A 14,069-nucleotide genomic window follows, 5' to 3' on the forward strand; every position below is an offset into this window, starting at 1 on the left:
CCTCAAACGGGCCCAGCACCGCAACTGGCCACCACCACAACCCGTAGCACCCACCATCACCCCGCGTAGCACCACTTAAAGTCACCGGCATTGGGTCTAGGGCCGGTCTTCACAACGCGCGGCCGTGGCTAGGCCCGGCTCGCCGCCTCCGCCTCCTGGCGCTTGCGGGCCCGGTAGGCGGCGACGTTGGCGCGGGTGGCGCAGCGGTCCGAGCAGTAGCGGCGGGAGCGGTTGGTCGAGGTGTCCAGGTAGGCGTTGCGGCAGGGCGTGGCCTGGCAGATGCCGAGCCGGTCGGCGCCCAGTTCGGTGAGGTGGACGGCCAGGCCCATGCAGGCGACCGCGGTGAAGTGCGCGGTGGCGGTGGGGGAGTTGTCGGCCAGGTGCAGGTGCCAGCGCGGCCGCCCGGCGTCGTCCAGGTAGTCGTGTCCGGAGACCAGCGGGCTGACGGGGTACTCCATCAGCAGGCTGTTCAGGAGGTCGACGCCGCGGACCTCGTCCCCCTCGGCGGCGGCCTCGAAGACCCCGCGCAGCCGGGTCCGCACGGCCCGCAGCCGGGGCAGGTCGGACTCGTCGGCGAGGGCGGCGGCCCGCGAGGCCTCGGAGAACAGGCCGCGCACGGCCTCCACGGAGGTCAGCGTGTCGGTGCCGCGCTCGGGCTCCTCGGTGTTCACCAGCCGAACGGCGAGATCGGCGTAGGCGGCGAGCTCCACAGGGGTCCTTCCAGGATTCGGTAACGGGCTTCCTGCCTCCAGCCTATTACCCGTACCGGGCTCCGGCCTCTTCTCCCAGGCGGGAAGGGGTCGGCGCCCGGCAGGAAGGGCCTGCCGGGCGCCGGGAGCACAAGGTCAGAGCACCTTGGACAGGAAGGCCCTGGTGCGCTCGTGCTGGGGGTCGGTGAGCACCTCGCGGGGGTTGCCGGACTCGACCACCACACCGCCGTCCATGAACACCAGGGCGTCGCCGACCTCGCGGGCGAAGCCCATCTCGTGGGTGACGACCACCATGGTCATGCCCTCCTCGGCGAGGCCGCGCATGACGTCCAGGACGTCGCCGACGAGCTCCGGGTCGAGCGCGGAGGTGGGTTCGTCGAAGAGCATCAGCTTGGGCTTCATGGCCAGCGCGCGGGCGATCGCCACACGCTGCTGCTGGCCGCCGGAGAGCTGCGAGGGGTAGTTCTTCGCCTTGTCGGCGAGGCCGACCCGCTCCAGCAGGGCCATTCCGCGCTCGCGGGCGTCGGCCCTGCTCTCGCCCTTGACCTGGACCGGTGCCTCCATGACGTTCTCGATCGCGGTCATGTGCGGGAACAGGTTGAAGCGCTGGAAGACCATGCCGATGTCGCGCCGCTTGAGGGCGACCTCGCGGTCCTTGAGCTCGTGCAGCCGGTCGCCCCGCTGCCGGTAGCCGACCAGTTCGCCGTCCACCCAGAGGCGGCCGCCGTTGATCTTCTCCAGGTGGTTGATGCAGCGCAGGAAGGTGGACTTGCCGGAGCCGGAGGGGCCGATCAGGCAGAACACCTCGCCCTGTCTGACCTCCAGGTCGATGCCCTTGAGCACCTCGACCGGGCCGTAGGACTTGTGCACGTTCTCGGCACGGACCATGGGCTCGGCGGCCGCGGCGGCCCCGGCGGGGGGCTTGGTCAGGTCGGTCATACGTGACCACCTCCCTCGAGTCCCGGGACGACGTCGGCGGTCGTCTTCGGAGCGGGCTTGCCGGCGAACAGGCCCCGCAGCCGCTGCAGCGGGGTGGGCGGCAGGGTGCGGTTGGAACCCCGGGCGTAGTGGCGCTCGATGTAGTACTGGCCGATGGTCAGCACGGAGGTGAAGAACAGGTACCAGAGGCTGACCACGATCAGCAGCGGGATGTTCTGGTAGTTCCGGGAGTAGATGACCTGGCCGGCCCGGAAGATCTCCTCCAGGGAGATCACGGAGACCAGCGAGGTGGTCTTCAGCATCGAGATGGTCTCGTTGCCGGTCGGCGGGATGATCACCCGCATGGCCTGCGGCAGGACGATCCGGCGCATGGTCTGGAACCGGCTCATGCCGAGCGCGTGCGCGGCCTCGGTCTGGCCCTCGTCCACCGACTGGATGCCGCCGCGGACGATCTCCGCCATGTAGGCGGCCTCGTTGAGTCCGAGGCCCAGCAGCGCGGCGACGAAGGTCGGGATCAGCACGTTGGTCTGCTCGGACCAGAACTCCGGCCCCCACGGGACGCCGACCGACAGCTTGGCCCAGATCAGGCCGAGGAAGTTCCAGAACACCAGCTGCACCAGCACCGGGGTGCCGCGGAAGATCCAGATGTAGACCCAGGCGACGCCGGCCAGCAGCGGGTTCGGGGACAGGCGCATCACCGCGAGGACGATGCCGCCGACCACGCCCATGAGCATGGCGAGAACGGTCAGCTCCAGCGTCACCAGCAGCCCGTGCATGATGCTGTCGTGGAACAGGTACTGACCGACGATGTCCCACTTGAAAGCGGGGTTGGTGAAGAGGGCGCTCACGAGCATCGCCGCGAGTACGGCGATGACGACGGCGCCGGCCCAGCGTCCGGGGTGGCGGACGGGGACGGCCTTGATGATCTCAGGCCGCCCCTTCTCCGCCGTCCCCTTGTCCAAAGAGTTCACGGTGTGGCCTCGGGGGAGAAGGTGAAGCGGGCGAGGGTCAGACGGCGCCGTTGACGACCGACTTGTCGATGGCGCCGGCCTCGACACCCCACTTGCTGAGGATCTGCTTGTAGGTGCCGTCGTCGATCAGCGACTGGACGGCGCCCTGGATGGCCGGGGTGAGCTTGGAGCCCTTGGACAGGGCCACACCGTAGGGGGCGACGCCGTAGGTCTCGCCGACCTTCTCCAGCTGGCCGCCGGACTGCTTCACCGCGTAGTCGACGACCTGGGAGTCGGCCATCAGGGCCTGGTCGCGGCCGGAGACGACGGCGTTGGTGACGTCCGTCTGGAGGTCGAACTTGTCGCCGCCGTTCTGGATGCCCGGCTTGCCGGCCTTGGCGCAGTCCGGGTCGCGGGTGTCCTTGATCTCGTCGGCCTGGGTGGTGCCGGTCTGGACGGCGACCTTCTTGCCGCAGAGGTCCTTCGGGTCGATCTTCTCCGGGTTGCCCTTCTTCACCGCGACGGCGCTGCCGGAGTTGAAGTAGGTGACCATGTCGACGATCTGCTCGCGCTCCTTGTTGTCCGTGAAGGACGACATGCCGAGCTGGAACTTGTTCGACTGGATGCCGGGGATGATCGCGGTGAAGCCGGAGTCCTGGACGTCGGCCTTCAGCCCGAGCTTGGCGGCGATGGCGTTGGCCAGGTCGACGTCCATGCCGATGACCTTGCCGCTGTCGTCCTTGAACTCGTCCGGCGCGTAGGAGGCGTCCGCGCCCACCACGAGCTTGCCGGCGGCCTTGACGTCGTCCGGGACGAGCGCGGCCAGCTTGGGGTCGGCCTTGACCTCGTTGACGGTCGCGGAGGCGTTGGGGGCGCCACTGCTCTCGCTCTTGCTGCTGCTGCAACCGGTCAGCACGAGGGAGACCGAGGCGGCGACCACACCGGCTGCGAGGAGCCGGCTGCGCTGGGTACGGGTGGTCATGAGGGGGATCTCCATCCTGGGGGAGAGAGGTCGGGCGGAGCGCGCCGCGGGAGCGGCGCACCGGAACGGCGAGCCGCGCGGCTCGGTACGGGTGCGTGTCGCCGTACGTCGTCGTACGTGCAGGCCGGGTCGTGCAGTTGCCCGGGCGCGGGGGGAGCCGCCCGGGGTTGTACGAGGTACTGCTTCCGCCACCCTCCGCCGAGGTGGACGTTGACCGGACTGCCTCGACCTGTGGCCGGCTCGATCCGAGATGGGGGGAATCCTGCCATCTGACGACAGTCAGGTGGCCCTCATCCAGATCAAAATCGGATAACGAGGGGTCGCGCTGTCCGCTATTCGGACTTATCCCGTACCACTGTCACTCTGCGCATAGGTATGCGGACCGGTCCGTACCGCATCGGGAGGCCCGCCCTCCGCCCGCCCTCCGCCCGCCGTCCGCCCGCCGTCCGCCCGCTCAGATGCCCCCGTTGACCACCGCGTTCTGCGCGGCACCGGCCGTGACGTTCCACTTGGCCAGGATCTTGTCGTACTCGCCGCTGCGGATCAGCTGGTCGATCGCCTTGGCCAGCACGTCGCGCAGCGCGCCGTCCTCCTTGCGCAGCGCGATCCCGTACGGGTTGGAGGTGGACTGCCCGCCGGTCACCTCGAAGCGGCCGCCGCCGTCGGTGGTCTTCGCCGCGTAGGCGGCCACCGGGTAGTCGTTCAGTCCGGCCGCGGCGGCGCCGGAGGCGACCTCGGCCAGCGCCTTGGCGTCGGTGTCCAGCTTGTGGGGGGTCAGCGGCGGCCGGCCGGCCCGGGCGCAGACGGCCACCTGGCGGGTGACGATCTCGTCCTGGGTGGTGCCCTGCTGGAGCGCGACGGTCTTGCCGCACAGGTCGTCCAGGCCCTTGATCGCCTTCGGGTTGCCCTTCGGGACGATGATCGAGGTGCCGGCGATGAAGTAGTCCACGAAGTCCACGCCGGGCCCGGCCGGCTTGCCGTTCTCGTCCACGGCGTCGCGGCGCCGGCGGGTGTCGCTGAGCGCCGACATCACCAGGTCGTACTGCTTGCCCTGGAGGTTCGGCACCAGCTTGTCGAAGGGGGTGTCGACGAACTCGACCCGCACGTCGAGGATCCGGCCGAGGGCGGCCGCGAGGTCGGGGTCGAGCCCGGTCGGGGCGCCGTCCGGGCCCTTGAACTCCACCGGGGCGTAGTTGACGTCCATTCCGATCCGCAGTACCCCGGCCGCCCGCCGCTCCTTCGGCAGCTTGCCGCGCAGGTCCTTGACCGGATCCTCCGCGGCGGCCTTCCCGCCGCCGCAGCCGGTCAGCAGCAGGGCTCCGGCGACGGCCAGGGCGGTGGCGGCCGGGATCTGACGACGGGCGGGGCGGACGTGAGGCATGAGGGCGGCTCCTGTGGGAGGGACGAGCGGCCGCCACGGCGTGTCGCGAGGGTGTACGCGAAATGGCGGACAAGCGATCCTGCCATCCCGGCCTGCCGGGCCCGGCGGCGGGTGTGTCAGAATTCGTTACCGGGTGACCCCCGAACGCTCGAACCAGACCGACGAGCCCCGACAGGCTCGGGGTGCCCGGGAACGGAAGTCCTCACGCGGCTCCGTATCCGGGGCGCCGACTCCCCTTCGGCTCTGCGTTCACTCCTGCGGGTGCGCGTGCGCTCATGCCGTTGCCGCCGCCGGAGCCCGGCGCTTCCGACGCCGGGCCCCTGTGATGCGACAGCGCGGCGTGAACCGTACGTGACGAGGACGAAAAGGCATAGGTGCGATGCCTCCGTCCGACCTACGCTCGGCCTGGAAGCACAACGCGGACAACACAAGACCCCATAACACCCTCATCCGAGGGCGCCGCCCGACGGCAGCGCCCCGACCCTGGCCCCCGGGTTCGCTTCGGCGTACCCGGTTTCCGGTTTCCGGCCGGGTCGTCCTGTCCGTCGGCCGCGCGTCCTCGCCAGATCAATGACGAAGAGGTCATCGTGGCAGCGGAGATCATTCACAGCAGCACCCAGGACACCGACGATCCGGTCGACGCGGTCTTCGCGCTCCACCGCGGCGGCAAGATGGAGATCCGGGCGACCGTCCCGGTGCGCGACGCGGACGACCTGTCCCTCGCCTACACCCCCGGTGTCGCCAAGGTCTGCACGGCCATCGCCGAGCAGCCCGAACTGGTCAACGACTACACCTGGAAGTCCAACACCGTCGCGGTGGTCACCGACGGCACCGCCGTGCTGGGCCTCGGGGACATCGGCCCGCAGGCCTCGCTGCCGGTGATGGAGGGCAAGGCCATCCTGTTCAAGCAGTTCGGCGGCGTGGACGCGGTGCCGATCGCGCTCGCCTGCACCGGGGTCGACGAGATCGTCGAGACCGTCGTCCGGCTCGCGCCCTCCTTCGGCGGCGTCAACCTGGAGGACATCTCCGCGCCCCGCTGCTTCGAGATCGAGCGCCGGCTCCAGGAGGCCCTGGACATCCCGGTCTTCCACGACGACCAGCACGGCACCGCGATCGTCACCACCGCCGCCCTGTGGAACGCCGCCAAGGTGACCGGCCGGGAGATCGGATCGCTGCGGGCCGTCATCTCCGGCGCCGGCGCGGCCGGCATCGCCATCGCCAAGATGCTGGTCGCGGCCGGCATCGGCGACGTGGCCGTCTGCGACCGCAAGGGCGTGGTGTACGAGGGCCGCGGCGACCTCACCGACGTCAAGGCCGAGATCGCCCAGCGGACCAACCGCACCGGGGTCAAGGGCACGCTGGCCGACGCGCTGGCCGGCGCCGACGTGTTCATCGGCGTCTCCGGCGGCACCGTGCCGGAGGAGGTCGTCGCGACCATGGCCGAGGGCGCGTTCGTCTTCGCGATGGCCAACCCCACCCCGGAGATCCACCCCGAGGTCGCGCACAAGTACGCCGCCGTGGTCGCCACCGGCCGCAGCGACTTCCCGAACCAGATCAACAACGTGCTGGCCTTCCCGGGCATCTTCGCGGGCGCCCTCCAGGTCCGCGCCTCCCGGATCACCGAGGGCATGAAGCTGGCCGCCGCGAAGGCGCTGGCCGGCGTCGTGGCCGACGAGCTGACGCCGCAGAAGGTCATCCCCTCGCCGTTCGACGAGCGGGTCGCGCCGGCGGTCACCAAGGCCGTCGCCGAGGCCGCCCGGGCCGAGGGCGTGGCGCGGATCTGACGATCCGACCGGATTCGCCGAACGGCCCGGGGCCGGGACACGCGTCACACCTTCGCGTGGTTCCCGGCCCCGGCCGTCCCGGCTATCGTCCGGTGGCATGTTCGCTGCCTACGCCGCACGTACCGACGCCGCCGACCCGCTGAGCGGGCTGGAGCTGGGCGACCTCCCCGAGCCGCAGGCCCGCCCCGGGTGGAGCGTGGTCACGGTCCGGGCCGCCAGCCTCAACCACCACGACCTGTGGTCGCTGCGCGGGGTCGGCCTGCCCGCCGAGCGGCTGCCGATGATCCTCGGCTGCGACGCCGCGGGCGTCGACGAGCACGGCAACGAGGTGGTCCTGCACTCGGTGATCGGCCAGAGCGGCCACGGGGTCGGCCCGGACGAGCCGCGGTCCATCCTGACCGAGCGCTACCAGGGCACCTTCGCCCGGAAGGTCGCGGTGCCCACCTGGAACCTGCTGCCCAAGCCCGCCGGGCTGAGCTTCGAGCAGGCCGCCTGCCTGCCCACCGCCTGGCTGACGGCCTACCGGATGCTGTTCACCAACGCCGGGGTCAGGCCCGGCGACACCGTCCTGGTGCAGGGGGCGGGCGGCGGGGTGGCGACCGCGCTGATCGTCCTCGGCAAGGCGGCCGGCCTGCGGGTCTGGGTCACCGGACGGACCGAGGCCAAGCGCGCCCGGGCGGTGGAGCTCGGCGCCGACGCGGCCTTCGAGAGCGGCGCCCGGCTGCCCGAGCGGGTGGACGCGGTCATGGAGACGGTCGGCGCCGCGACCTGGTCGCACTCGGTGAAGTCGCTGCGCCCGGGCGGCACCATCGTCATCTCCGGGGCGACCTCCGGCCCCAGCCCGGCCTCCGCCGAGCTCAACCGGATCTTCTTCCTGGAGCTCAAGGTGGTCGGCTCGACCATGGGCACCAAGGAGGAGCTGGCCGGGCTGCTCGCCTTCTGCGCCAACACCGGCGTCCGGCCGGTGATCGACTCGGTGCTGCCGCTGGCCGAGGCCCGGGACGGCTTCGCCAGGCTCGCCGGGGGCGACGTCTTCGGGAAGATCGTCCTCACCCCCTGACGCCCGGCCCGACCGGGTCGCCCCGCCCGACCCGCCCGACCGCACGTGCGGCGGCCCGGCGCCTCCCGAACGGGACACCGGGCCGTCGCCCTCCGGACCGCCGGCTCAGTCGGTCCGGCCGAGCAGCCGCTTCAGCCGTTCGCCCGCGGTGCCCAGCACCGCACGGGCCTCGGCCAGCTCGTCCGCGCCCACCCCGCCGTCCCGGGCCGCGTCGCGGACCTGGTCGCGGAAGCGGTCGAGCAGCCGCTCCAGCTCGCGGGACGGGTCCCCGGCCGGGTCGGTGCGGGTCCACGCCGGCAGGTCGGCCGGCGCGTCGCCGGGCCGGTCCTCGTCCAGGTCGATCCGGGTCACGGTGACCCGCTCGGCGGGCCCGGCCGGAGGCTCTTCCGAGCCGTGGCCCCAGCGGGCCGCGTCGGCCAGCCCGGCGAGGCCCTTGGTCAGCTCGGACAGGCCCTCGGCCAGCCCGGTCGGCCAGTCGCCCTTCGCCGCGTGCTCGCGCACCTGCTGCTCGACCCGGCGCTTGATCCGCAGCGCCTCCTGCTGGGCGGCGGTGCGCGAGGCCTTGGCCTGCTCGCGCAGCCGGCGGGCCTCCTCCTCGGCCGCCTTCGCCTTGGCCTTGGCGGCCTTCTCCTGCTCCCGGGCGCGCTTGGCCTGGTCCTTGGCCTGCTGCTTGAACTGGGCGAACTCCTCCTTGGCGCGCTGCCAGGACTCGTTGTCGCCCCAGGGCCCGGCCCACGGGTCGCCGCCCTCGGCGCGCTCCGGCCGCGGCGCCTGCTTGGCGGCGTTCCACAGCTCCTCGCGCAGGTCCTTGGCGCTGTCCCGGACGTCCTCGCGGATCGCCCCGGCGAGCTGCGCCACGGAGTCGAGGATCTCCACTTCGAGCTCGTCCAACTCGCCCTGCCGGGCTTCGAGTTCGGCGCGTCCTGCGTCGGTCAGCCGGTACACCTTGCGGCCGCCCTCGGTGCTGTGGGTGACCAGCCCCTCCTGCTCCAGCTTGGCCAGCCGCGGGTAGACCGTCCCGGCCGAGGGGGCGTACAGGCCCTGGAAGCGCTCCTCCAGCAGCCGGATCACCTCGTAGCCGTGCCGCGGGGCCTCGTCCAGCAGCTTCAACAGGTAGAGGCGGAGCCGGCCGTGGCCGAACACGGGAGTCATCTCAGGCCTCCTTGCTGAGGTTCGGGGTGCCCGGGCCGGCCGGCAGCTCCTTGACCACCACGGGGCCGTCCTCCTCCGCGTCGGGACGGCGCAGCACGGTGACCCCGCCGGAGACGGTGGTGACGTTGAGGCTGCCGCGGCCCTCGCCGAGCCGGCCCGAGATCTTCTTGGCGCCCCAGGTGCTGCTCATCTGGAGCTCCTCGAAGGTGCTGGAGACGTCGCCGCTGGTGGAGCCGGCCTCGACGGTGGCGTCGGCCAGCGAGGGGATCCGGACCACGACCGCGCCGCTGACGGTGTTGACCTTGACGTCGGTCTCGCCGGCCACGTCGAGGTCCAGGGTGACGGCGCCGGTGACGGTGTTGGCCTGGATCCGGTCGGCGGTGCCGGCGATCACGGTGAGCTGCCCGGAGACGGTGTTGACCTTGAGCCGGCCGCCGACCGCCTGGGCGTCCACGTCGCCGGAGACGGTGCCGGCCTCGATGCGGCCGGTCACCCCGGCGAGGGTGGTGTCGCCGTTGGCGCTCTGCACCGAGACGTGCCCGCTGACCCCGCTGACGGTGGCGTCGGCCGACACGGTGCCGACCTTGACCTCGACCTCGACCGGGACGGTCACGGTGACGGCGGCGATCCGCTTGCGCTTGAAGGTGCCGAAGAAGTTCTTCACCGAGCCGACCGACTTGATCCAGTCGCCGAACTCGCCCCAGCTGTTGATGTCCTTGTAGGTGACCGTCAGGACGCCGTCCACCAGGGTCACGTGCAGGGGCTCGCCGACCAGTTCGGTGACCTCCAGGCGGGCCGGGCCCTCGGCCGCGACCACGTTCACCGTGCCGTCGATGGTCCGCACGTGCAGCGCGCGCACCGTCTCGTCGAAGGTGATCCTCTCGGTGCCCTCGACCGTCCACTGGCTCATTTCTGCCGCCTCCCGTTGGCGATCGCGATGTATCGCGTTCTCTTTTAAAGACGATATATCGCGTACTGGCAGAGTCAAGCGCGCCTGCCCCCGATCCCGACCCCGATCCGTCCCCGAGACCGCCCCTACGGGCGGTCGGCCCGGCCCCGGACACGCGCGAGGCCCGGGAGGGGGTTGCCTCCCGGGCCTCGCGGCGGGCCGTCACCGGGTCACTCGTCGTCCTCGTCGTCGAGCCGCGCCAGCCAGGTGGCCAGCCGCTCGACCGGGACCTCGAAGTCCGGGTTGAGGTCGACGAACGTGCGCAGCTGCTCGGCCAGCCACCCCAGGGTGACCTCCTCCTCGCCGCGCCGGTTCTCCAGTTCCTCGATGCCTCGGTCGGTGAAGTACACGGTTCGCTCCGGTCAGACGGGGATTGACCTGGTCAGGATAGTGCGGTCAGGCGGCCCGCCAGGTGCCGACGGTGACCTTGGCGGCCCCGGAGGCCGGGTCCGCCTGCTCGATCACGCGCCCGGGGCCGACGAACGGCGAGGCATGACCTACCGACCCGCCAGGAGCTCGCGCACGGCGGTTCCGCTTTGGTCGCGGAGCCGCAACCGGGGCCGGGGCACGAACGGCCCGCGGCCCCGCCCTCCCGGTGGGGAGGACGGGGCCGCGGGCGTCGTGGAGCGCGGGGCTTCGGCGCGTCAGAGCGCGAAGACCTCCTCGACCAGCGCCTGCTGCTCGGCGGCGTGCCGCTTGGCCGAGCCGACCGCCGGGGACGAGGCCGCCGTGCGGGCGACGCGGCGCAGACGGGCGTCGCCGCCGGTGCGGCCGATGACGACCTGCAGGTGGTCGACCAGGTTCATCGCGATGAACGGCCAGGCACCCTGGTTGGCCGGCTCCTCCTGCGCCCAGACGAACTGGACGTTCTCGCCGTAGCGGGCCAGCTCCTCCTGGAGCTCGGCCACCGGCAGCGGGTAGAGCCGCTCGACCCGGACGATCGCGGTGTCGGTGACGCCGCGCTCGGTGCGGGCCGCCGCCAGGTCGTAGTAGAACTTGCCGGAGGTGATGACCACCTTGCGGACCTGCGCCGGGTCGACGGTGGTGTCGCCGATGACCGGGCGGAACGAGCCGGACAGGAACTCCTCGGTCGCACTCGCCGCGGCCTTCAGACGCAGCATCGACTTCGGGGTGAAGACGACCAGCGGCTTGTGGTGCGGGTTGTGCGCCTGCCAGCGCAGCAGGTGGAAGTAGTTCGACGGCAGGGTCGGCATCGCGACCGTCATGTTGTTCTGCGCGCACAGCTGGAGGAAGCGCTCCGGGCGGGCGGACGAGTGGTCCGGGCCCTGGCCCTCGTAGCCGTGCGGCAGCAGCAGGGTGACGCCGGAGTGCTGGCCCCACTTCTGCTCGGCGGAGGCGATGTACTCGTCCACCATGGTCTGCGCGCCGTTGACGAAGTCGCCGAACTGCGCCTCCCACATGACCAGCGAGTTCGGGCGGGTCAGCGAGTAGCCGTACTCGAAGCCCATGGCCGCGTACTCCGACAGCAGGCTGTCGTAGACGGTGTAGCGGGCCTGGTCCTCGGTGAGGTACTGCAGCGGGGTGTAGTCCTCGCCGGTCTTGCGGTCGATCAGGACGGCGTGCCGCTGGCCGAAGGTGCCGCGGCGGCTGTCCTGGCCGGCCAGGCGGACCGGGTGGCCCTCCATGAGCAGCGAGCCGATGGCGAGGGTCTCGCCCATCGCCCAGTCGATGGTGTTGTCCTCGACCGAGGCGGCGCGGCGCTGCAGCTGCGGCAGCAGGCGCGGGTGGACGGTCAGCCAGTCCGGGAAGTTGACCTGGGAGGCGGCGATCCGCTTGACCATCTCCTGGGAGATGCCGGTCTGGATGGAGACCGGGAAGTCGGCGACCGGCTTGCCGGCGGTGGCGTCGGCCGGAGCCTGGGCCGCCTCGCGGACCTCGGCGAAGACCTTCTCCAGCTGGCCCTGGAAGTCCTGGAGCGCCTGCTCCGCCTCTTCCATGGTGATGTCGCCGCGACCGATCAGGCCCTCGGTGTACAGCTTGCGCACCGAGCGCTTCTTGTCGATCAGGTCGTACATCAGCGGCTGGGTGAACGACGGGTTGTCGGCCTCGTTGTGACCGCGGCGGCGGTAGCAGATGAGGTCGATCACGACGTCCTTGTGGAACGCCTGGCGGAACTCGAAGGCGAGCCGCGCGACGCGGACCACGGCCTCCGGGTCGTCGCCGTTCACGTGGAAGATCGGGGCCTCGATCATCCGGGCCACGTCGGTGCAGTACATCGAGGAGCGGCTGCTGGCCGGGGCGGCGGTGAAGCCGACCTGGTTGTTCACCACGACGTGCACGGTGCCGCCGGTGCGGTAGCCGCGCAGCTGCGACATGTTCAGGGTCTCCGCGACGACGCCCTGGCCGGCGAAGGCCGCGTCGCCGTGGACCTGGATCGGCAGCACCGGGAAGGTCGTGCCGCCCTGGTCCAGGATGTCCTGCTTGGCGCGGGCGATGCCCTCGACGACCGGGTCGACCGTCTCCAGGTGGGAGGGGTTCGCGGCGAGCGACACCTTGATGGTCTCGCCGTCCAGGCCGGTGAAGGTGCCCTCGGAGCCCAGGTGGTACTTGACGTCGCCGGAGCCGTGCATGGACTTCGGGTCGAGGTTGCCCTCGAACTCGCCGAAGATCTTGCCGTACGGCTTGCCGACGATGTTGGCCAGCACGTTCAGGCGGCCGCGGTGGGCCATGCCGATGACGGCCTCGTCGAGGCGGTGCTCGGCGGCGGCGTCGATGGTGGCGTCCAGCAGCGGGATGAGCGACTCGCCGCCCTCCAGCGAGAAGCGCTTCTGCCCGACGTACTTGGTCTGCAGGAAGGTCTCGAAGGCCTCGGCCGAGTTCAGGCGGCGGAGGATCCGCAGCTGCTCCTCGCGCTCCGGCTTGGTGTACGGCTTCTCCAGGCGCTCCTGCAGCCACTTGCGCTGCTTCGGGTCCTGGATGTGCATGTACTCGACGCCGACGGTGCGGCAGTACGTGTTGCGCAGCAGGCCGAGGATGTCGCGGAGCTTCATCATCTTCTGGCCGCCGAAGCCGCCGACCGCGAACTCGCGCTCCAGGTCCCACAGGGTGAGGCCGTGGGTGGTGACGTCCAGGTCGGGGTGCTTGCGCTGCTTGTACTCCAGCGGGTCGGTGTCGGCCATCAGGTGGCCGCGGACCCGGTAGGAGTGGATCAGCTCCATGACGCGCGCGGTCTTGTTGACCTCGTCGTCGTGGGTGGTGGCGACGTCGGTGGCCCAGCGGACCGGCTCGTACGGGATCCGCAGCGACTCGAAGATCTCGTCGTAGAAGCCGTTCTCGCCGAGCAGCAGGCGGTGGATCTCGCGCAGGAACTCGCCGGACGCCGCGCCCTGGATGACGCGGTGGTCGTAGGTCGAGGTCAGCGTCATGATCTTGGAGACGCCCAGGCGGGACAGGGTCTCCGGGGCGGAGCCCTGGAACTCGGCCGGGTACTCCATGGCGCCGACGCCGACGATGGTGCCCTGGTTCTGCATCAGGCGCGGCACGGAGTGCACGGTGCCGATGCCGCCGGGGTTGGTCAGCGAGACCGTGACGCCGGTGAAGTCGTCCATGGTCAGCTTGTTGGCGCGGGCCCGGCGGACGATGTCCTCGTAGGCCTGCCAGAAGCCGAAGAAGTCGAGCGTCTCGGCCTTCTTGATGGCCGCGACGACCAGCTGGCGGTCGCCGTTCGGCTTGACCAGGTCGATGGCCAGGCCGAGGTTGACGTGCTCCGGCTTGACCAGGAAGGCCTTGCCGTTCTCCACCTTGTAGCTGTAGTTCATGCCCGGGGCGGCCTTGATGGCCTGGACCAGGGCGTAGCCGATCAGGTGGGTGAAGGAGACCTTGCCGCCACGGGCGCGCTGCAGGTGGTTGTTGATGACGATGCGGTTGTCGATCAACAGCTTCGCCGGCACGGCGCGGACCGAGGTCGCGGTCGGCACCTCCAGCGAGGCGTCCATGTTGGTGGCGACGGCCTTCGCCGGGCCGCGCAGCTGGATCAGCTCGGGGCCGGCGGCGGCGGGCTCGGCCGGCGCCGGGGCGGCGGCCTTGGGAGCCGGAGGCGCGGCGGGCGCGGCGGCGAGCGGAGCCGCCGACTACCAGAAGAGCTTCGGCGCGGACATCTCGGTCGACGGCGTCGGCGACGTCTGGAACCAGCCGATCGCGG

The 14,069-nt window shown here is 71.2% G+C and carries 10 protein-coding genes and 1 pseudogene; 2 read left to right on the plus strand and 9 right to left on the minus strand.

All coding sequences use genetic code 11. The annotated features are described in order from the left end of the window. Positions 1–128: 128 nt before the first annotated feature. From AB0E96_RS28200 to AB0E96_RS28220, 5 genes are all read right to left on the minus strand, one after another. Positions 129–710, minus strand: coding sequence for a CGNR zinc finger domain-containing protein (locus AB0E96_RS28200; RefSeq protein ID WP_359828399.1), 582 nt, complete (start codon positions 708–710; stop codon positions 129–131). 135 nt (positions 711–845) lie between these two features. Next, complete coding sequence (locus tag AB0E96_RS28205) at positions 846–1,649, minus strand: amino acid ABC transporter ATP-binding protein (protein WP_359828401.1); 804 nt, start codon at positions 1,647–1,649, stop codon at positions 846–848. Further along, positions 1,646–2,620, minus strand: coding sequence for an amino acid ABC transporter permease (locus AB0E96_RS28210; protein ID WP_359828402.1), 975 nt, complete (start codon positions 2,618–2,620; stop codon positions 1,646–1,648). Before AB0E96_RS28210 ends, AB0E96_RS28205 begins: the two co-directional genes overlap by 4 nt. Before the next feature lie 37 nt (positions 2,621–2,657). Continuing rightward, a complete protein-coding gene (locus AB0E96_RS28215) occupies positions 2,658–3,581 on the minus strand; it encodes an ABC transporter substrate-binding protein (protein ID WP_359828404.1) in 924 nt (307 codons plus the stop codon). Between the two features lie 454 nt (positions 3,582–4,035). After that, positions 4,036–4,962, minus strand: coding sequence for an ABC transporter substrate-binding protein (locus tag AB0E96_RS28220; protein WP_359828406.1), 927 nt, complete (start codon positions 4,960–4,962; stop codon positions 4,036–4,038). 587 nt (positions 4,963–5,549) lie between these two features. Between AB0E96_RS28220 and AB0E96_RS28225 the strand changes: the two genes are divergently transcribed. Continuing rightward, a complete protein-coding gene (locus tag AB0E96_RS28225) occupies positions 5,550–6,746 on the plus strand; it encodes an NADP-dependent malic enzyme (RefSeq protein ID WP_359828407.1) in 1,197 nt (398 codons plus the stop codon). 97 nt (positions 6,747–6,843) lie between these two features. After that, the gene (locus tag AB0E96_RS28230) at positions 6,844–7,806 is read left to right on the plus strand and encodes a zinc-binding dehydrogenase (RefSeq protein WP_359828409.1); all 963 of its coding nucleotides are present in this window, start codon (positions 6,844–6,846) and stop codon (positions 7,804–7,806) included. 105 nt (positions 7,807–7,911) lie between these two features. Here the strand turns inward: AB0E96_RS28230 and AB0E96_RS28235 are convergent, their stop codons facing one another. The 4 genes and pseudogenes from AB0E96_RS28235 to AB0E96_RS28250 all read right to left on the minus strand — a co-directional run. Continuing rightward, on the minus strand, positions 7,912–8,958 hold the full coding sequence (locus AB0E96_RS28235; protein WP_359828410.1) for a PadR family transcriptional regulator: 1,047 nt from the start codon (positions 8,956–8,958) through the stop codon (positions 7,912–7,914). A gap of 1 nt (position 8,959) precedes the next feature. Next, positions 8,960–9,868: a DUF4097 family beta strand repeat-containing protein gene (locus AB0E96_RS28240; RefSeq protein ID WP_359828412.1), complete on the minus strand. Its 909-nt coding sequence runs from the start codon at positions 9,866–9,868 to the stop codon at positions 8,960–8,962. A 209-nt stretch (positions 9,869–10,077) separates the two neighbouring features. Further along, entirely contained in the window at positions 10,078–10,257 is a 180-nt protein-coding gene (locus AB0E96_RS28245) for a DUF6104 family protein (protein WP_049649445.1), read from the minus strand. 294 nt (positions 10,258–10,551) lie between these two features. Next, a pseudogene (locus AB0E96_RS28250) lies at positions 10,552–13,995 on the minus strand (multifunctional oxoglutarate decarboxylase/oxoglutarate dehydrogenase thiamine pyrophosphate-binding subunit/dihydrolipoyllysine-residue succinyltransferase subunit); the annotation flags it as partial. Between the last annotated feature and the right edge of the window lie 74 nt (positions 13,996–14,069).

Origin of the sequence: Kitasatospora sp. NPDC036755 (assembly GCF_040636595.1) — a bacterium.
Lineage (GTDB): Bacteria > Actinomycetota > Actinomycetes > Streptomycetales > Streptomycetaceae > Kitasatospora.

Coding starts and splice junctions, on each gene's coding strand:
- AB0E96_RS28205 (WP_359828401.1), bottom strand. CDS start 1,649: ATGACCGACCTGACCAAGCCCCCCGCCGGGGCCGCCGCGGCCGCCGAG.
- AB0E96_RS28215 (WP_359828404.1), bottom strand. CDS start 3,581: ATGACCACCCGTACCCAGCGCAGCCGGCTCCTCGCAGCCGGTGTGGTC.
- AB0E96_RS28220 (WP_359828406.1), bottom strand. CDS start 4,962: ATGCCTCACGTCCGCCCCGCCCGTCGTCAGATCCCGGCCGCCACCGCC.
- AB0E96_RS28230 (WP_359828409.1), top strand. CDS start 6,844: ATGTTCGCTGCCTACGCCGCACGTACCGACGCCGCCGACCCGCTGAGC.
- AB0E96_RS28235 (WP_359828410.1), bottom strand. CDS start 8,958: ATGACTCCCGTGTTCGGCCACGGCCGGCTCCGCCTCTACCTGTTGAAG.
- AB0E96_RS28240 (WP_359828412.1), bottom strand. CDS start 9,868: ATGAGCCAGTGGACGGTCGAGGGCACCGAGAGGATCACCTTCGACGAG.